We start from the raw sequence: 18,553 nt of genomic DNA, 5'->3' as shown, positions 1-18,553 counted from the left end.
GGAAATATGAAAAAATATTTAAAAAACAACATAAAACAGCTGATATTTTTATTGTTACTAGTGATGGCATCTGGTCCCTTTTTCTCAGTTGTTATCGGAATTTTTTCCAATTATTTGAATTCCGGATTGGGTGATTGGTTGAGCTTTTATGGAAGTGTCGCTGGAATTGTAATCTCATTGATTGTTGTCCATTTACAATTATCACTCGAAGAAGAAAAGGAATTACGTAAGTATCGACCAGAGTTGCTTTTAAGCAATGATTATCAGCTTATCAAGCCAAATTGTAGAGTATATTTTGATGATAAATATTGGTTTCATCTACGAAAATCAAAAAATAACAAACAATATGTAGCAGCTAATAGTTTTGAAGAATCTTATTCTAATGAGGATAAAAGAGATAAAATTTTATCTCTTGAAATTGTTAACAATCAACCGATATTTAATCTTCGAATCTTATTTGGGGAAAGTTTAGACGGTGAGCTGATACCAAAGTTAAATGCGGAGCAAAGATTATATGTAGTCTCGAAAGCACATCAAAAAGAGATACATCAACATATCTTAGGTAACAAGCCTAATTTTAATCACGTCCCAGAGACGATTACTTTATTCTTTACAACGCTTTCTGGAGAAGTGTGTAAGTATATTTATAATGTTGATGACAAAGGATATTGTAGTATCAATCGAAAGTATTTTGGGGTAGACTACCCTGAAGTTACTAAAAATATTCATATTTGTGACTATATTGTTAGTAAATAAGAAGTATTAAGTAAATTTAGTTTTTTATAGATTAATTCATTGTTTATATTTTCGCCGAAAAGGATAGAATTGTAGCAATTTATGATTTACTGCTGAATACAGATTTCAATATATTAGTTCACTATCAATCTGTATGGATTGGGAAAGAGGAGTTTGTGTAATCATGGAGTTATTTTAACAGAAGTGAGGGAATATGGATTTAACGAATGAGCGTATTGATGATCTCAAAAATCAGTTTAAAATTGATGAGATTTTGCAATTTATTGGTTATTGTTTTATCAAAATTTTAGGTCAAGGAGGTCAAGGTGTAGTAGTTTTGACAAATGATAGTACTGGTATCGAAAAAGCTGTTAAAATTATGAAACTACCAACTTCTAGAGGACGTGCAAATAGGGCAAAAATTGAGAGACTAAAAAATGATATTGAATTTTGTTCACAGTATAATCATGAAAATATTATTAAGTATCATTTACATGGAGAATATCCAAATGACGGGCAAAGAGCTCAATTCTTATATGCAGTAATGGATTATTTCCCCAAAAATCTTAGGGATGTAATAGATGAATCAGAAAATTATTCACCAGAACAAAGATTAAATTATTTAATTCAGTTATCAAAGGGTATAAACGCTGCTCATGATAAAGGAATAATTCATAGAGATATCAAGCCAGAAAATATTCTGATAAGAGATGAAAATTTAGTTTTAAGTGATTTTGGAATTGCGCATTTTCAAGGATCTGATTTAACTGTTGCGGATGATTTACTAGCAAATAGAAATTATTTATCACCAGAACAAAAGAAAATTGGAAAAGCCCTTAACATTACATTTGCGTCAGATGTATATTCTTTTGGATTAATCATTAATGAATGTTTTACAGGAGAAAATCCAGACGGGTCAGAATATAAGCGTATTTGGCATACTTTTCCTTATCTCTTCGAATTAGATAAGTTAGTCGATAGATTAATTAATCCGTCCCCGGATTCAAGGCCATCAAGTGACAGTGTTCGTATGGATTTGAAGCTTTTAAAAGCTGAATTAGATAGCGAAAAAGAAGATCTAAAATATGTAAATACTGGCGGACATGAGATTGAAGATAAAGACAGAATTTTAAAGATATCAAGTGAGGATTTAATTTTTTCACAGTTCGTTTTGAACGATCTTTCAAATGAGAGTTTGAAAGAATTAAATTTTAATTACCATTGCTCGATTAATTATCGTGTCACAGATGAATTGCACTCTAACTTTCTACTCCAACAAATAATGGATAAATGTGAGGCTGCTTTTTCGTATGAGAGTGTTCACTATTTCTCTAATAATTTATATTCACCTCTTGATATTTTTAATAATCCAGAAGATATATCTTTATTTGAAAAAATGAGGGAAATCTTGTTATCTATAAACGGTGACAAAGTTATATCTGGAAAAATTTTAAAATTTTTTAGTTCTTGTTGCAGTTATCATTGTAAGGAAATATTGAGAGATATTGATGTTATTATTCAAAAGACTAAAGAAGAAATATTTGGGGTTCCAATTCTATATTTAATAAAATATTTAAGAAAAAATCATTTCAAGTTGAATCAGTCAGAAAAACTTTATGATAAAATTAGGTTGGATTGGACAAATTATAAAGGTGAATTAAAAGATAGCCCTTTAGAACTACCCCTTTTTAAAAGAGATCTAGATTTTTATCAACACAAGAAGAATAGGATATTGGAAATTTTGGGAACGATTGCTCTCCAATTTCCTATGGATTATTATGAAATTGATTCTAAAAACTATTCATTGAAGTTTGATAATCAGTTTAATAAAGGCATATTTCATATCTTTAAGTATTATTGTTTATCAAAAACAAAAAAAGGTTCTATATTTGAAGCGGATGTTTTAAATTTATTTAGAAATATTAGAACTAATGATGAAGAAGGTATAGTTGAATTAGTTATTTCTACAGATTTTGATGTAGAAATTACATTGTCTAAAATTTTTATAGATAATTATAGTGAGGAGCAAAACACATGATCAACCGTTACTCTCGCCCTGAGATGGCGAACATTTGGAGTGAAGAAAATAAATACCGTGCTTGGCTTGAGGTGGAAATCTTGGCTGACGAGGCATGGGCTGAGTTGGGGGAAATCCCTAAGGAAGATGTGGCTTTGATTCGCGAAAAGGCGGACTTTGACATCGATCGTATTTTAGAGATTGAGCAGGAGACTCGTCACGATGTGGTTGCCTTCACACGTGCGGTTTCTGAGACTCTTGGTGAAGAGCGCAAGTGGGTCCACTATGGTTTGACTTCTACCGACGTGGTGGATACTGCCTACGGTTACCTCTACAAGCAGGCCAACGACATCATCCGTCGTGACCTTGAAAACTTCACCAACATCATCGCTGACAAGGCTAAGGAACACAAGTTCACCATCATGATGGGGCGTACCCACGGTGTGCACGCTGAGCCGACAACTTTTGGTCTTAAATTAGCGACTTGGTACAGCGAAATGAAGCGCAATATCGAGCGTTTCGAGCATGCGGCTGCTGGTGTGGAAGCTGGTAAGATTTCTGGTGCGGTTGGGAACTTTGCCAACATTCCACCATTTGTAGAGAAATACGTCTGCGACAAGCTTGGTATCCGTGCCCAAGAAATCTCTACACAGGTTCTTCCTCGTGACCTTCATGCTGAGTACTTTGCCGTTCTTGCCAGCATCGCAACTTCCATCGAGCGTATGGCAACGGAGATCCGTGGTCTTCAAAAATCAGAACAACGTGAAGTGGAAGAGTTCTTTGCCAAAGGTCAAAAAGGCTCTTCAGCAATGCCTCACAAACGTAACCCTATCGGTTCTGAAAACATGACAGGTCTTGCGCGTGTCATCCGTGGTCACATGGTGACAGCCTATGAGAACGTCGCTCTCTGGCACGAACGTGATATTTCTCACTCATCAGCTGAGCGTATCATCACACCAGATACGACTATTTTGATTGACTACATGCTCAACCGCTTTGGAAATATTGTCAAGAACTTGACGGTCTTCCCAGAAAACATGATCCGCAACATGAACTCTACGTTTGGTTTGATTTTTAGCCAACGTGCTATGTTGACCTTGATTGAAAAAGGCATGACCCGTGAGCAAGCCTATGACTTGGTGCAACCAAAAACAGCCTACTCTTGGGATAATCAAGTAGACTTTAAACCGCTTCTAGAAGCAGATCCAGAAGTGACATCACGCCTGACTCAAGAGGAAATTGATGAAATCTTCAACCCTGCATACTACACTAAACGAGTGGATGATATCTTTGAACGTATCGGACTTGGTGATTAATCCTAACAATAAAAAGCGAGATTCAATCTCGCTTTTTTGTATGCTTATTGAAGGGGTTTAATCTTCTTTTTTCTTAGTGAGTCCGTAGGCTGCTAGTGTGGCCATGAGTCCTGCTGCGACCAAGCCTGCAGAATCTTGATTTCCTGTTGCAGGAAGTTGTTTTTCTTCTGCTTTGCTAGTAGTTGGTTCAGCTTGCTCAGCTTTCTCAACGGCAGTTCCGACTTCGACCACCTGAGCGACCGCTTCCTGCGATACCGCACTATTGACAAGCGTTCTTTCTTCTTTTCCATCAGCACTAGTGCTTACAGAGTAGAAGGCAGTACGGTGGCCGTTAGCCCCTTTAGTAACAACTTGCGTTTGTCCTTTTGGTAATTGAGGATTTTCACGTGTCACAGTAGTGAATGGAATTTCTTCCTCTTGGATATCCAGTCTTGGTTTTGTTTCTGCGGCTGGAGCAAGACCGTGTTCGTCTCCTACATGGGTTACAAGGGTTCCGACTTCAATAACTTGGGTCACTGCTTCTTGAGTCACAAGGCTATCTACAAGAGTTTTCACTTCCTTACCGTCAGCACTAGTGCTCACAGAGTAGTAATGACTGCGACGACCGTTAGCGCCTTTAGTAACGACTTGAGTCTTCCCTTTGAGCAAGAGTGGATTTTCACGTGTCACAGTAGTGAACGGAATATCTTCTTCTTGGATATCCAGTCTTGGTTTCGCTTCGGCAGCTGGAGCAAGGCCACTTTCATCCCCTTTGTGGGTAATAGGGGCACCGATTTCAACCACTTGGGTCACAGGTTCTTTGGTTACTTGGCTATCTAGAACGGTTTCTGTTTGTTTACCATTTTCAGTAAGGACAGAGATGTAATGAGTGCGTTCGCCATCTACACCTGGTGTGACAATCTTTTCTTGCTTAGCTGGGAGGTTTGGATTTTCCTTCTTGATAACTTCAAATGGAATCTTTTCTGCTCTTGTGATGAGTTCCGGTTTGGTTTCGACATTGGTAGCTAGTTCGTTTTCATCGAGGCTTCCTGAGTGGGTTGTTGCTGGTTTAAGGCCTAGGCGGGCTGCCTTGAGTTTAGCTACGAGAGCGTCTAACTCGGCTTGTTTGTTACGGTTGAGGTTGTAGTTGAGAGCTTCTTTAGCTACATTTAGGGCATCCAAGCTTTCCTTGCTGTATCCATCCAAGTTTGCAGGGATTTGAGCAAGTTCCTCACGGAGTGCATTGTAGTTAGCGCGGAAGTAGTCTTTGTTATGGTCTGCAAAGGCAGTCATGAGTTCAAAGATTTCTTCTTCCTTGTACTCAGCACTTGGTTTGTCTGCCCAGATAGCAAGCATGCTTCCGACGGTTGGAAGGTCTACTTCTGGATACTTGGTAGATGCAAGCTGGTTAAATGGCACTTTGCCAGAGTTTTCAATCGCCTTTGATAGTGGGTAGGCTTCGTCTGGTTTGTGATTTCCTAGGACGTAGTACCAGTCTCCGTTTGTGTTGAGGAGTTTATAGCCTTTGCTTGCTAGGTACTGAGGCGTTGCAAGGTTGTAGCCCCACCATCCTTTAGACCAGTAAGAGATGATGACATCCTTGTCAAACTCAACATCATCCTTGTCCTCGTAGTAGAAACCATCGTTGAAGGCCATCGGTTGAAGGCCTCTTTCTTTTGCCATAGCAGCAAGAGTGTTGGCATATTCAGCAAACTTGCCATAGAGTCCATACCATTTGAGGTAGTACCAGCCTTGAGCGTTGGTAGCGTCATTAGCGTATTCGTCTGTACCGTAGTTAAAGATCTTAGTCTTGCCCGCAAAGAAGTCCATGTACTTACCGATAAGGGCTTTTGTAAAGTTCATTGCTTCTTCGTTTTCAAGGTCCATGGTTGTTTTGGAGACTTTATCGAAATTAGCTTGAGGGTTTGCGATACCTAATTTTTCCATAGCGACAAGCATGGCATCCATGTGACCTGGGCTGTTGATTGCTGGAATGAGTCCAAGACCTTTTGATTTTGCGTACTCGATCAATTCAGTGATTTCAGCCTGGCTAAGAGTGGTTCCGTTTGGGTCATCGTAGTAAGCTTTTGTTCCTTCAATGATGGCATTTTTGACATCGTCACTTGCATAAGTTTTTCCGTTAGCAGTGATAGTCATGTCATCAAGTAGGAAGCGAAGTCCGTCATTTCCTAGGAGAAGATGCACATCAGAGTAGCCGAGCTCGCTCGCTTTGTCTACGATGCGTTTGAGTTGGTCGAGCGTGAAGTACTTACGTCCAGCGTCAATTGAGATCACCTTGTTCTTGGCAAGTTTTTCAACTTCGCGTTTCGCGTCTTCTTCTTTTTGAGCTTCTGGTGTGAAGGTCAAATTGCTGACAGCTTCTTGGAGTTTCGCGATTGCCTGGTCAATCGTGTCCTGTTGGGCTCGGCTGAGGTTGCTATCGAGTGAGCGAATGGCTTTTTCAGCTTCTTTGACAGCTGCGACACTTTCTGCAGTATAGCGGTTAAGGTCTGTTGGGACTTCTTTCAGAGCTTGCTCAGCAGACTCATAGTCGGCAGCAAAGTACTCAGCGTTTGCATTTGCGAAATGACGCATGAGTTTGAAGAGGCGTGATGGTGAATAACGTTGAGCTGGGTCATCTGCCCAAGTAGCTACCATACCGCCGATGAACGGGATATCTGCTCCTTCAGATTTTGGTACTGAAGTAATTGGAGTGCTCTTGATACCGTTGAGGCCTTGGTCAAGGTTGTACCAGCCTTGGCCGTCGGCATTTCGTCCGAGAACATAGTACCAAGCATCGTTGGTATTAAGGATTTGGTGACCTTTTTCAACTAGAAGTTTAGAAGAAGCGACGTCGTATCCGCCCCATCCACCAGTCCACATAGAAACGATGATATCTTTGTCAAAAGTACCAGAACTAGTATCACTATTGTAGTAAATGCCATCGTTGAAAGCCATTGGCTTAAGACCGTGAGATTTGACAATGTGAGCAAGATCATTAGCGTAAGTGATAAATTTACTATATTTTCCTTGTGTTTGAAGGACAGTCCAACCTTTAGCGTTTGTAGCATCGTTGGCATACTCGTCTAGTCCGATGTTGAAGATGTCAGATTTGCCAGCGAAGTAAGCTGCATACTTGTCGATTAAAGCTTTTGTGAATTCAACCGCTTCTTTGTTATCAAGGTCAACAGTACGAGCAGATTCTTTTCCCAAGTAGTTGAAATTCGGTTTTTGGATGCCTAGTTCTTTCATAGCATGCAAAATCGCATCCATGTGCCCAGGGCTATTAACGGTTGGGATTAGTCCGATACCTTTATCTTTGGCATAGTTAATCAAGTCCGTCATCTGGCTCTCTGTCAAGTGGTTGCCATTTGGATCCTTGTAGTAGGCATCAGTTCCATTTTCGAGCGCACGTTTGACATCATCACTTGCATAGGTTTTGCCATTGGCTTTGATGGTCATGTCGTCCAACATGAAACGCATGCCATCGTTTCCAACTAGTAAATGAAGATCCGTGTAGCCGTAGTGTTTGGCTTTGTCGATGATTTCTTTTAGTTGGTCTGGAGAGAAGTACTTGCGTCCAGCATCAATTGAGATCATTTTTCTTTTAGCCAGTTTTTCATTCACCTGAGTTGCTCGTTCCGTGCTAGGAGTGGCTACTGCAGGTGTGACGGCTTCATTTTTCTTTTCTGAAGAAGTACTTTCGGTAGGAGTTTCAGCTGGGGCAGGGCTTTCTTTCTCGGCAGTAGGAGTTGGAGTAGCATTTTCTGTCACAACTGGTGCAGTTGTTTCTTCTGTTTTTGGAGCAACTGTTCGAGGAGCCTCCTGGTCTTCTTTGACCTCCTCTTTTACAGGTTTGTCAGCCTTTTCTTCCAGTTTTTCTGGGACCTTGGAGTCTACAGCTTCTTTGACTGCTTGGGGACTCTCCTGAATCGTTTGGACAGTTTCTTCAGCTGTTGGAGCTGGAGTAATCCCGTCGGCAGATACGACTTGTGCGCTAAAAGCAAATCCTATAAGTACAGAAGCTGTCCCAACCGCGTATTTACGGATGGAGAAGCGCTGTTTCTTTTCTAGTTTCATGATAAAACCTCCTTGTTATTATCATATATGATAGCGTTTACATAAAACCAATTTTATTTTATTATCTAAGGAGTAAAATGTCAAGTGGGTTTATATAAGAACTATAATAAATAGAGGAAATCATAAGATTTAGGAGAAATTTGCTAATAAGGGATAAAACAGAGGAAAAACCAAACGAAAATTTAACTTGTTTTTAGTAAAAATGCTACTAATTAAATAAGAGCCCTTCATAGCGTTTTCACAACTTCTTTCTCGTGCTATAATGAATAGAGAAAAAGCCTGAGCTAGGCTCAGGCTTTTTCTTAATGACCTCGGTTACATGAGATGAATTTGATTTTGTAGTAGTCTGCTCGCTTATAAGTTTCACTATAGGCAAGGACTTGGCCAGTGGCCTCAAGTTTTGTAGTCTTCGTTTGGAAGACAGTTGGGAATTGTGTATCGATTCCGAGTACAGAAGCAGCGTGCTCTGGTGTTGGGAATGCGATTTCGTTGATTTCCTCAAAATGTTCATCACTCATGTGAATGCGGTAATCCAATTTGAAACGTGTATAGATAGAGCTATAATAATCAAGATTTGGATAGTTGGCATTGATGTATTGCTCAGGAATATAAGATGTGTGGTAGATGTATGTCACGTCGTTTGTCTGACGAATACGTTCAATCTTATAGTAGAATTGATCTCCACGTAGTCCAAGTTTATCTAAATATTCAAGTTTGTTTCCACGCTCGATAGAAAGGACAGTAACTTTATCGTCTTTTGTTTCAAAGACTTCAACATCTGAAAACTCAACGAGTTTGTGCTTGCGGGCACGTGAAACGAAAGTACCTTTACCTTGTTGGCGGACAATGTAGCCGTCTTTAGCAAGGTCATTCAAGGCACGAACAACTGTGATTGAACTCACATCGTACATCGCGATCAATTCGGCTTCTGTATAAAATTTATCTCCACTTGCAAATTGACCAGAGATGATTTTGTTTTTTAATTCATCTTTAATATATTGGTATTTAGGAATAGCCATAAATTTCACCTCGATTCTCTTTCTCCAATTTTGATTTTACCACAAATATAGAGAAAAGAGTAGTATTAAGGTCAAAAAATTAAAATAATAGACTAAAAATGTTATTTTACATGTAAAAAAATTCATTTGAAGTTCTTGTGAATTATCATACATAAAAAGATCGTTTTCATGCTATTTTTAGATAATTTCGGTAAACGGTAAGTAAAAAAATAGAAAAATTTTAAATAATTTTCTAAAACCTATTGACAAATGCAAAAGATTTGATTATAGTTAATATTATAATAAATGAAAGCGCAAACTTGATTCGTCAGAGGTAATAACATGACCAGATTTAAAATTGAGGACGATTTCTATTTAGACGGAAAACCGTTCAAGATTTTGTCCGGCGCCATTCATTATTTTAGGATTCCAGCAGAGGATTGGTATCATTCTCTCTATAACTTAAAGGCGCTTGGCTTTAATACAGTCGAGACCTATGTGGCTTGGAATTTACACGAACCTGTTGAAGGGGAGTTTGATTTTGAAGGTGCCAGAAATTTGGAGAGATTTCTTCAAATTGCACAAGATCTAGGTCTCTATGCCATTGTACGCCCGTCTCCATTTATCTGTGCGGAATGGGAATTTGGTGGCTTGCCGGCTTGGCTCTTGACAAAGGACATGCGAATTCGCTCGTCCGACCCGGCCTACATCGAGGCTGTTGCTCGCTATTATGACCAATTATTGCCAAGGCTTGTGCCTCGCTTGTTGGATAATGGTGGAAACATTCTTATGATGCAAGTCGAAAATGAATATGGCTCTTATGGAGAAGATAAGTCTTATCTACGAGCAATTCGGAAATTGATGGAAGACCGAGGGATTGATTGCCCACTCTTTACTTCAGATGGTCCATGGAGGGCTACTCTGAAAGCTGGAACCTTGATCGAAGACGATCTCTTTGTGACAGGAAACTTCGGTTCTAAAGCTCCGTACAACTTTTCACAGATGCAGGAATTCTTTGATGAGCATGGCAAGAAATGGCCCCTCATGTGTATGGAATTCTGGGATGGTTGGTTCAACCGTTGGAAAGAACCCATCATCACACGGGATCCTAAAGAATTGGCAGAAGCTGTTCGAGAGGTATTGGAGCAAGGCTCTATCAACCTTTACATGTTCCATGGTGGAACAAACTTTGGTTTCATGAATGGCTGCTCAGCTCGAGGAACTCTGGATTTGCCGCAAGTCACATCTTACGACTATGATGCCCTTCTCGATGAAGAAGGAAATCCAACTGCTAAATACTTAGCAGTCAAGAAGATGATGGCAACCCACTTCCCAGAGTATCCACAGTTGGAACCACTCTATAAGGAAAGCATGGAGATAGGGTCCATTCCATTGGTCGAAAAAGTTTCCTTGTTTGAAACCCTGGATAACCTCTCTAGTCCTACTGAAAGCCTCTATCCAAAAGCGATGGAAGAACTTGGTCAAAGTTATGGCTACCTTCTCTACCGCACGGAGGCAAGTTGGGATGCAGAAGAGGAACGTCTCCGTATCATCGATGGACGTGACCGAGCTCAACTCTTTGTAGATGGTCAATGGATTGCTACTCAATACCAGACAGAGATTGGTGAAGATATCTACTGTCAAGGCAATCGAGAAGGCTTTTCAGAGATTGACATCTTGATTGAAAATATGGGGCGTGTCAACTACGGACACAAGTTCTTAGCGGATACGCAACGTAAGGGAATTCGGACAGGGGTTTGTAAGGATTTGCACTTCTTACTAAACTGGAAACACTATCCACTCCCACTAGATAATCCTGAGAAAATTGATTTTTCAAAAGGATGGACAGAAGGGCAACCAGCCTTTTACGCTTATGACTTTACAGTCCAAGAGCCAAAGGATACTTACCTAGACTTGTCTGAGTTTGGTAAGGGAGTTGCCTTTGTCAATGGGCAGAATCTAGGACGTTTTTGGAACGTCGGCCCGACCCTCTCGCTTTATATCCCTCATAGCTACCTCAAGGAAGGTGCAAACCGCATTATTATCTTTGAGACAGAGGGTGAATATAAAGAAGAGATTCATTTAACTCGAAAACCTACACTAAAACATATAAAGGGGGAAAATTTATGACAATTGTAGGATGCCGTATCGATGGACGTTTGATCCACGGACAAGTAGCCAATCTTTGGGCTGGAAAACTAAATGTTTCACGTATTATGGTTGTAGACGACGAAGTTGTCAACAACGACGTTGAAAAGAGTGGTTTGAAACTTGCGACACCACCAGGTGTAAAATTGAGTATTTTGCCAATTGAAAAAGCGGCAGCCAATATTCTTGCTGGAAAATACGATAGCCAACGTCTCTTTATCGTGGCTCGTAAACCAGACCGCTTCCTTGGTTTGGTTGAAGCAGGTGTACCACTTGAAACCCTTAATGTTGGGAATATGTCTCAAACACCAGAAACTCGCCCCATCACACGTTCTATCAACGTAGTAGACAAGGATGTGGAAGATTTCCACAAACTGGCAGAAAAAGGTGTTAAACTTACTGCTCAAATGGTTCCAAATGATCCAATTTCAGACTTTTTGAGCTTATTAAAATAGGAAAAAATTTTTAGGAGGTCATTGTTATGATACAATGGTGGCAAATTTTACTTCTCACTTTGTACTCAGCTTATCAAATCTGTGATGAGTTGACGATCGTTTCATCTGCAGGTTCCCCTGTATTTGCTGGTTTCATTACTGGTTTAATTATGGGAGATGTGACTACGGGTCTGCTTATCGGTGGTAACTTGCAGCTATTCGTTCTTGGGGTTGGTACCTTCGGTGGTGCTTCTCGTATCGACGCAACTTCTGGTGCGGTTCTTGCAACAGCATTCTCTATCTCTCAAGGTATTGATACAGACCTTGCGATTACAACAATCGCTGTACCAGTAGCAGCACTTTTGACATACTTCGACGTTCTTGGACGTATGACAACTACTTTCTTTGCACACCGTATTGATGCTGCGATCGAACGCTTTGACTACAAAGGTATCGAACGCAACTATCTACTTGGTGCGCTTCCATGGGCTCTTTCTCGTGCCCTTCCGGTATTCTTCGCTCTTGCTTTTGGTGGTGCTTTCGTACAATCAGTAGTAGACCTTGTTAAAGAATACCAATGGGTTGCAGACGGTTTGACACTTGCAGGTCGTATGCTTCCAGGTCTTGGATTTGCAATCTTGCTTCGTTACCTTCCAGTTAAACGTAACCTTCACTACCTTGCAATGGGATTCGGTTTGACAGCTATGTTGACTGTTCTTTACTCATATGTAACAGGTCTTGGTGGCGCTGTTGCGGGTATCCTTGGTACTCTTCCTGCTGATGTTGCTGAAAAGATTGGCTTTGCTAACAACTTCAAAGGTTTGTCTATGATCGGTATCTCTATCGTAGGTATCTTCCTTGCAGTTGTTCACTTTAAGAACAGCCAAAAAGTAGCTGTAGCAGCACCTTCTACACCATCAGAAAGTGGGGAAATCGAAGATGACGAATTCTAATTACAAACTTACAAAAGAAGATTTTAATCAAATCAACAAACGTAGCTTGTTTACTTTCCAATTAGGTTGGAACTATGAGCGTATGCAAGCTTCTGGTTACCTTTACATGATCTTGCCTCAATTGCGTAAAATGTATGGGGATGGAACTCCTGAATTGAAAGAAATGATGAAAGTTCATACTCAATTCTTCAATACTTCTCCATTCTTCCACACAATTATCGCTGGTTTTGACCTTGCCATGGAAGAAAAAGATGGTGTGGGTTCAAAAGATGCCGTTAACGGTATCAAGACAGGTTTGATGGGACCATTCGCTCCTCTTGGAGATACTATCTTTGGTTCACTTGTACCTGCTATCATGGGATCTATCGCAGCAACTATGGCGATCGCTGGCCAACCATGGGGTATCTTCCTTTGGATCGCAGTTGCAGTTGCATATGACATCTTCCGTTGGAAACAATTGGAATTTGCTTACAAAGAAGGGGTTAACCTTATCAACAACATGCAAAGTACTTTGACAGCTTTGATTGATGCTGCATCTGTACTTGGTGTCTTCATGATGGGTGCTCTTGTAGCAACAATGATCAACTTTGACATTTCTTACAAATTGCCAATCGGTGAAAAGATGATTGACTTCCAAGACATCTTGAACTCAATCTTCCCACGCTTGCTTCCAGCAATCTTTACTGCCTTTATCTTCTGGTTGCTTGGTAAGAAAGGTATGAACTCTACTAAAGCGATCGGTATCATTATCGTTCTTGCAGTAGGTCTTTCATTCATCGGTAAATTCTTGCTTGGAATGGGCGCATAATTTATGAGTAAATCATTAATTTTGGTGAGTCATGGTCGTTTCTGTGAAGAACTTAAAGGTAGCACAGAAATGATCATGGGTCCACAGGACAACATTCATGCAGTGGCTCTTCTTCCAGAAGATGGTCCAGAAGAATTTACTGCTAAATTTGAAGCTGCTATCGAAGGATTGGATGATTTCCTAGTCTTTGCAGATCTTCTCGGTGGTACACCATGTAACGTGGTGAGCCGCTTGATTATGGAAGGTCGCGACATTGAACTCTACGCAGGGATGAATCTTCCAATGGTGATTGAATTTATCAATGCGAGCCTTACAGGAGCAGATGCGGATTATAAGAGCCGTGCTGCAGAAAGTATTGTAAAAGTCAACGATTTGTTAGCGGGCTTTGATGATGACGAAGATGAATAAGATGTGACTTAGAGCATCTTATATAGAATATACATGGGAATGGGAGTCAATCCCATTCCCATATTTTCAATAGGAATGAAACAATAATAGATTAGAGGAACTCTATGCTAAATTACACAAAAGAAGAATTACTTGAACTGGGTGCAGAAATCACGACTCGTGAGATCTACCAACAGCCTGATGTATGGAAAGAAGCTTTTGAAGCCTATCAAGCGAAACGTGAAGAAATTGCAGCCTTTCTGCAAGGTATCGCTGATAGACATGACTATATCAAGGTCATCTTGACGGGTGCTGGTACTTCTGCTTATGTGGGAGATACCTTGGTGCCATACTTTAAGGAAGTCTATGACGAGCGCAAATGGAACTTCAATTCTATTGCGACAACAGATATCGTAGCAAATCCAGAAACCTATCTGAAAAAAGATGTGGCAACTGTCCTTGTATCCTTTGCTCGTAGCGGAAATTCACCTGAGAGTGTGGCAACAGTTGATTTGGCCAAAGCCTTGGTTGATGACCTCTATCAAGTGACCATTACATGTGCTGCAGATGGTAAATTGGCTCTTCAAGCTCATGGCGATGAGCGCAATCTTTTGCTCTTGCAACCAGCTGCTTCCAATGACGCTGGGTTTGCCATGACTTCTAGCTTTACGTCTATGATGCTAACAGCTCTCTTGGTCTTTGATCCTACAGAATTTGCTGTGAAAGCTGAACGTTTTGAAGTTGTTTCTAGCCTTGCGCGTAAGGTTTTAGACAATGCAGCAGATGTTAAAGAGCTTGTAGATCTTGACTTTAACCGTGTTATCTACCTGGGCGCTGGTCCTTTCTTTGGGCTTGCTCATGAAGCTCAGCTCAAGATTTTGGAACTAACAGCTGGTCAAGTTGCGACCATGTATGAAAGCCCAGTTGGCTTCCGTCACGGTCCAAAATCTCTTATCAACGAAGATACAGTTGTTTTGGTATTTGGTACAACGACAGACTACACTCGCAAATACGACTTGGACTTGGTTCGTGAAGTGGCTGGTGATCACATTGCTCGTCGTGTTGTGCTCTTGAGTGATCAAGCCTTTGGTCTTGAAAATGTCAAAGAAGTAGCACTGGGTTGTGGCGGTGTCTTGAACGATATTTACCGTGTCTTCCCTTACATCGTTTATGCCCAACTCTTTGCCCTATTGACTTCACTCAAGGTAGAAAATAAACCAGATACACCATCTCCTACTGGCACTGTAAACCGTGTGGTACAAGGTGTGATCATTCATGAATATCAAAAATAAGGAAGTGTCTATGAGTAAATTACAATTAAGTTCCAATAAAGTAGCCTGCTTGCAAAAACTCTCTGACGAGAATGGAATCATCTCAGCTCTTGCCTTTGACCAACGTGGTGCTTTGAAACGCCTCATGGCTCAATATCAAACAGAAGAGCCAACAGTGGATCAAATGGAAGAGCTTAAAGTCTTGGTTGCAGATGAATTGACAAAATACGCTTCATCTATGCTTCTTGACCCTGAGTATGGTCTCCCAGCTACAAAAGCGCTTGATGCCAATGCTGGTCTTCTTCTTGCTTATGAGAAAACTGGCTACGACACAACTAGCACCAAACGCTTGCCTGACTGCTTGGATGTTTGGTCTGCCAAACGCATCAAGGAACAAGGTGCAGATGCTGTTAAGTTCTTGCTTTACTACGATGTAGATAGCTCTGACGAACTCAACCAGCAAAAACAAGCCTACATCGAACGCATTGGTTCTGAGTGTGTGGCAGAAGACATTCCGTTCTTCCTTGAAATCCTCGCTTACGATGAAAAAATAGCTGATGCAGGTTCAGTAGAATACGCAAAAGTGAAGCCACACAAGGTTATCGGTGCTATGAAGGTCTTCTCAGACCCACGCTTCAACATCGATGTCTTGAAAGTGGAAGTTCCAGTCAACGTCAAATACGTTGAAGGCTTTGGCGATGGTGAAATCGTGCATACACGTGAAGAAGCAGCAGCCTTCTTCAAAGCACAAGATGAAGCAACTAACTTGCCATATATCTACTTGAGTGCAGGTGTATCAGCCAAACTCTTCCAAGAAACACTTGTCTTTGCCCACGAATCAGGCGCAAACTTCAACGGTGTTCTTTGCGGCCGTGCAACTTGGGCTGGATCAGTTGAAGCCTACATCAAAGACGGTGAGGCAGCAGCTCGTGAATGGCTTCGCACAACTGGATTTGAGAACATTGACGAACTCAACAAGGTTCTTCAAACAACAGCGACTTCATGGACTGAACGTGTGGAAGCATAAAACAAGTATAGAAGAACCCCATTTTGTTAAGAAGCTACTTAAGGTTTTCTGACAAAGGATTCTGAAAATAAAAACTACAACCATAGATGGTGAATACACTCTCTATGGTTTGTTTACTTAAGAGAAATGGATCAAAGGAGAGAAGAATGAAAGCATACACAGAGCGTGTATTTGGAAATCATGAGGGCAAGGATGTCTTGGCCTATCGCTTTGAGACTGACAGTGGCTACCAACTAGAAATCATGACCTATGGTGCGACCATCTTGAGCTATGTCACGCCCGACAAGGCTGGAAATTTTGCTAATGTTATCCTAGGATTTGATGATTTTGCTAGCTATGTAGGCAATAGTCCTAAGCATGGAGCAAGTGTAGGTCCTGTAGCGGGCCGTATTGCAGTTGCAACATTTGAGCTCAATGGTCAGACCTATAATCTTGAAGTCAACAACGCTAGCAACTGCAACCACAGTGGTTCAACAGGTTGGGATTCGAGCTTGTTTGAACTGACCGAGGTAAGCGACCATGGCTTGACCCTCTACACAGAGCGTACAGATGGGACGGGAGGATTCCCTGGTAATCTCAAAATCTGGATTAGCTACTACTTGGAAGAAAGTGGTGCTTACGAAGTCAGCTACAAGGTAACGACAGATCAAGATACGCTTGTCAATCCAACTAATCACAGCTACTTCAACTTGTCTGGTGATTTCACACAGACAATTGACCGCCATGTCTTCCAGCTAAATACGGAAGGCATTTACCCAATTGCTCCGGACGGTGTTCCGGCAAAGACTCCAGATGCCAATCGTGATGTGGTTAAACATATCTACAATGGTGCTTTGTTGAAGGATATCTTTGCAGAGGAAGATGAGCAAATCCAGTTGGTATCTGGTTTGGATCATCCATTTGCCCTTCCTGCCGGTCATGACAATGCTGGTTTCCTTTATGACCAAAACTCAGGTCGCTTCCTACTTTTCAAGACAGAGGCCCCTTGCTTTGTGGTCTACACAGCAAACTTTGTGGATGAGAGTGTCATCATTGGAGATCAGCCAATGGTACAGCACAATGGGATTGCCCTTGAAGCGCAAGCTTTACCAGATGCCATTCACAGCGACCTCAAAGACCAAGTCATTCTCAAAGCAGGGCAAACTTTCACTAGCAAAACTCGCTACGAGCTTGTTGTAAAATAAAAAGAAGAGCTGGTTTCCAGCTCTTTTGAGCTGTCTTCGTTGACATTCTATCTCAATAGTGTATAATTGATGTAATTGATAAAGTTACAACAAAAGGAGACACCCTATGACTTATGCATACCAAAGCCACATTTACCTAGCGGAGGCGGTTTTAAATGTCAAGGATTTGACGAGTCAAACGGCTTTTTATCACCAAATTATTGGCTTGGAGATTTTATCCCAAACAGAGACAGAAGCGATTTTGGGACTTGGTCGAAAAGCCTTGGTTCACTTGATTCAGGCAGAAAAGGCTGGCGAAGTAAGGGAGCATTATGGGCTCTACCATCTGGCGATTTTGTTGCCGACGCGAAAAGCCTTGGCAGATGTCTTGAAACACCTAAGTGACTTGCGGATTCCTCTGGTCGGGGGTGCAGATCATGGATACAGTGAGGCTATTTATCTAGAGGATTTGGAAGGAAATGGCGTTGAACTCTACCGTGATAAGCCAGTGTCTTCATGGGATATTCGAGAAGACGGTCGCATTATCGGTGTGACCGAAGCCCTTGCGGCACAGGACATCTATGAGTTAGGGGAAAAGGTGGATCCCTTTATCCTAGCTGAAGGGACTAGAATGGGGCATATCCATCTATCGGTGAAGGATAGTCGTGCGGCGAGCCAGTTTTATCAAAAGGTGTTAGGACTAGAGGATAAATTTAGCATTCCTAGTGCTAGTTGGATAGCAGCTGGTCAGTACCATCACCACCTGGCTGTCAACGAATGGGCTGGAAAAGGGTTGGCTCCGCGTGAGCAAGGCTTGCCAGGCTTGGCCTACTATGTCCTTGAGGTCGAAAGCAAGGAAGAACTCTTGGACATCGTTAAGCAAGCACAAGAGCTAGAAGCACCAATCAAGTGGCTAAATTCGAGTGAACTGGATCTTGTAGACCCAGATGGGATTGTGACTCGCATTCGCTTGGCACGATGAAACGAGGAAAACACATTATTTATTTTAGAGACATAGGAAAAGGCGGATAAGCTCGCATTCTGTTTTTAGAATGCGAACTTGTTCGCTTTTTTATGAAATGACGAAACCTTTCTTGGATCTAGCAAAGATATCTGCTGGGGATATTTTCCCTTTTCTGGGGGTTCATGCTATAATACTAATAAACTTTTCTTTCTCTAGGAAGGCAAACGCCGAAAATCGGCTAGACTGCTGGCAATCGTTGTCACGATGCTTTTT

14 protein-coding genes and 1 pseudogene are annotated in these 18,553 nt (G+C 41.2%); 13 read left to right on the top strand and 2 right to left on the bottom strand.

What is annotated here, in order from left to right; translation table 11 throughout:
- Positions 1-6 precede the first annotated feature (6 nt).
- The 4 genes and pseudogenes from BWR56_RS09550 (at position 7) to purB (ending at position 4,068) form a co-directional block, all read left to right on the top strand.
- Positions 7-756 carry a hypothetical protein gene (locus BWR56_RS09550; protein WP_049506262.1) on the top strand — a complete coding sequence of 250 codons (750 nt, stop codon included), beginning with the start codon at positions 7-9 and terminating at the stop codon, positions 754-756.
- A 62-nt stretch (positions 757-818) separates the two neighbouring features.
- Positions 819-917 (top strand): annotated as a pseudogene (locus tag BWR56_RS10020) (phosphoribosylaminoimidazole carboxylase); the annotation flags it as partial.
- A 32-nt stretch (positions 918-949) separates the two neighbouring features.
- Entirely contained in the window at positions 950-2,773 is a 1,824-nt protein-coding gene (locus BWR56_RS09545; RefSeq protein WP_049506261.1) for a serine/threonine-protein kinase, read from the top strand.
- Complete coding sequence (purB, locus tag BWR56_RS09540) at positions 2,770-4,068, top strand: adenylosuccinate lyase (RefSeq protein ID WP_049506259.1); 1,299 nt, start codon at positions 2,770-2,772, stop codon at positions 4,066-4,068. Before BWR56_RS09545 ends, purB begins: the two co-directional genes overlap by 4 nt.
- Positions 4,069-4,125: 57 nt before the next feature.
- Here the strand turns inward: purB and strH are convergent, their stop codons facing one another.
- Both strH and BWR56_RS09530 read right to left on the bottom strand, forming a co-directional pair.
- Positions 4,126-8,127, bottom strand: coding sequence for an LPXTG-anchored beta-N-acetylhexosaminidase StrH (strH, locus tag BWR56_RS09535; protein WP_076984868.1), 4,002 nt, complete (start codon positions 8,125-8,127; stop codon positions 4,126-4,128).
- A gap of 302 nt (positions 8,128-8,429) precedes the next feature.
- Positions 8,430-9,146 carry a GntR family transcriptional regulator gene (locus BWR56_RS09530; protein ID WP_049506255.1) on the bottom strand — a complete coding sequence of 239 codons (717 nt, stop codon included), beginning with the start codon at positions 9,144-9,146 and terminating at the stop codon, positions 8,430-8,432.
- Between the two features lie 321 nt (positions 9,147-9,467).
- Between BWR56_RS09530 and BWR56_RS09525 the strand changes: the two genes are divergently transcribed.
- The 9 genes from BWR56_RS09525 (at position 9,468) to BWR56_RS09485 (ending at position 18,298) form a co-directional block, all read left to right on the top strand.
- Complete coding sequence (locus BWR56_RS09525; protein WP_076984867.1) at positions 9,468-11,255, top strand: glycoside hydrolase family 35 protein; 1,788 nt, start codon at positions 9,468-9,470, stop codon at positions 11,253-11,255.
- Positions 11,252-11,728, top strand: coding sequence for a PTS sugar transporter subunit IIB (locus tag BWR56_RS09520; RefSeq protein WP_000156972.1), 477 nt, complete (start codon positions 11,252-11,254; stop codon positions 11,726-11,728). Before BWR56_RS09525 ends, BWR56_RS09520 begins: the two co-directional genes overlap by 4 nt.
- A 26-nt stretch (positions 11,729-11,754) precedes the next feature.
- On the top strand, positions 11,755-12,660 hold the full coding sequence (locus tag BWR56_RS09515; protein WP_076984866.1) for a PTS mannose/fructose/sorbose/N-acetylgalactosamine transporter subunit IIC: 906 nt from the start codon (positions 11,755-11,757) through the stop codon (positions 12,658-12,660).
- Positions 12,647-13,468, top strand: coding sequence for a PTS system mannose/fructose/sorbose family transporter subunit IID (locus BWR56_RS09510; RefSeq protein ID WP_000185284.1), 822 nt, complete (start codon positions 12,647-12,649; stop codon positions 13,466-13,468). Before BWR56_RS09515 ends, BWR56_RS09510 begins: the two co-directional genes overlap by 14 nt.
- Positions 13,469-13,471: 3 nt before the next feature.
- Positions 13,472-13,876 (top strand): PTS sugar transporter subunit IIA, encoded by a 405-nt coding sequence (locus tag BWR56_RS09505; RefSeq protein ID WP_000045700.1) that lies wholly within the window; start codon positions 13,472-13,474, stop codon positions 13,874-13,876.
- Between the two features lie 104 nt (positions 13,877-13,980).
- A complete protein-coding gene (locus BWR56_RS09500) occupies positions 13,981-15,147 on the top strand; it encodes an SIS domain-containing protein (RefSeq protein ID WP_049506250.1) in 1,167 nt (388 codons plus the stop codon).
- Between the two features lie 10 nt (positions 15,148-15,157).
- Positions 15,158-16,153 (top strand): tagatose-bisphosphate aldolase, encoded by a 996-nt coding sequence (lacD, locus tag BWR56_RS09495; protein WP_049506382.1) that lies wholly within the window; start codon positions 15,158-15,160, stop codon positions 16,151-16,153.
- Between the two features lie 146 nt (positions 16,154-16,299).
- Positions 16,300-17,337 carry an aldose epimerase family protein gene (locus BWR56_RS09490; protein WP_076984865.1) on the top strand — a complete coding sequence of 346 codons (1,038 nt, stop codon included), beginning with the start codon at positions 16,300-16,302 and terminating at the stop codon, positions 17,335-17,337.
- Between the two features lie 106 nt (positions 17,338-17,443).
- The gene (locus tag BWR56_RS09485) at positions 17,444-18,298 is read left to right on the top strand and encodes a VOC family protein (RefSeq protein WP_076984864.1); all 855 of its coding nucleotides are present in this window, start codon (positions 17,444-17,446) and stop codon (positions 18,296-18,298) included.
- Positions 18,299-18,553: the final 255 nt, after the last annotated feature.

The organism is Streptococcus oralis (assembly GCF_001983955.1).
GTDB classification, from domain to species: domain Bacteria; phylum Bacillota; class Bacilli; order Lactobacillales; family Streptococcaceae; genus Streptococcus; species Streptococcus jiangnanensis.
The sequence above is the reverse complement of the archived record's forward strand: the minus strand, read 5'-3'. Positions and strand labels throughout refer to the sequence as shown.

What these genes read in the sequence shown, in the direction of transcription:
- BWR56_RS09515 (WP_076984866.1), top strand. Translation starts at nt 11,755, where the DNA reads ATGATACAATGGTGGCAAATTTTACTTCTCACTTTGTACTCAGCTTAT.
- BWR56_RS09530 (WP_049506255.1), bottom strand. Translation starts at nt 9,146, where the DNA reads ATGGCTATTCCTAAATACCAATATATTAAAGATGAATTAAAAAACAAA.
- BWR56_RS09510 (WP_000185284.1), top strand. Translation starts at nt 12,647, where the DNA reads ATGACGAATTCTAATTACAAACTTACAAAAGAAGATTTTAATCAAATC.
- BWR56_RS09490 (WP_076984865.1), top strand. Translation starts at nt 16,300, where the DNA reads ATGAAAGCATACACAGAGCGTGTATTTGGAAATCATGAGGGCAAGGAT.
- BWR56_RS09520 (WP_000156972.1), top strand. Translation starts at nt 11,252, where the DNA reads ATGACAATTGTAGGATGCCGTATCGATGGACGTTTGATCCACGGACAA.
- BWR56_RS09500 (WP_049506250.1), top strand. Translation starts at nt 13,981, where the DNA reads ATGCTAAATTACACAAAAGAAGAATTACTTGAACTGGGTGCAGAAATC.
- lacD (WP_049506382.1), top strand. Translation starts at nt 15,158, where the DNA reads ATGAGTAAATTACAATTAAGTTCCAATAAAGTAGCCTGCTTGCAAAAA.
- BWR56_RS09525 (WP_076984867.1), top strand. Translation starts at nt 9,468, where the DNA reads ATGACCAGATTTAAAATTGAGGACGATTTCTATTTAGACGGAAAACCG.
- BWR56_RS09550 (WP_049506262.1), top strand. Translation starts at nt 7, where the DNA reads ATGAAAAAATATTTAAAAAACAACATAAAACAGCTGATATTTTTATTG.
- purB (WP_049506259.1), top strand. Translation starts at nt 2,770, where the DNA reads ATGATCAACCGTTACTCTCGCCCTGAGATGGCGAACATTTGGAGTGAA.
- BWR56_RS09505 (WP_000045700.1), top strand. Translation starts at nt 13,472, where the DNA reads ATGAGTAAATCATTAATTTTGGTGAGTCATGGTCGTTTCTGTGAAGAA.
- BWR56_RS09485 (WP_076984864.1), top strand. Translation starts at nt 17,444, where the DNA reads ATGACTTATGCATACCAAAGCCACATTTACCTAGCGGAGGCGGTTTTA.
- strH (WP_076984868.1), bottom strand. Translation starts at nt 8,127, where the DNA reads ATGAAACTAGAAAAGAAACAGCGCTTCTCCATCCGTAAATACGCGGTT.
- BWR56_RS09545 (WP_049506261.1), top strand. Translation starts at nt 950, where the DNA reads ATGGATTTAACGAATGAGCGTATTGATGATCTCAAAAATCAGTTTAAA.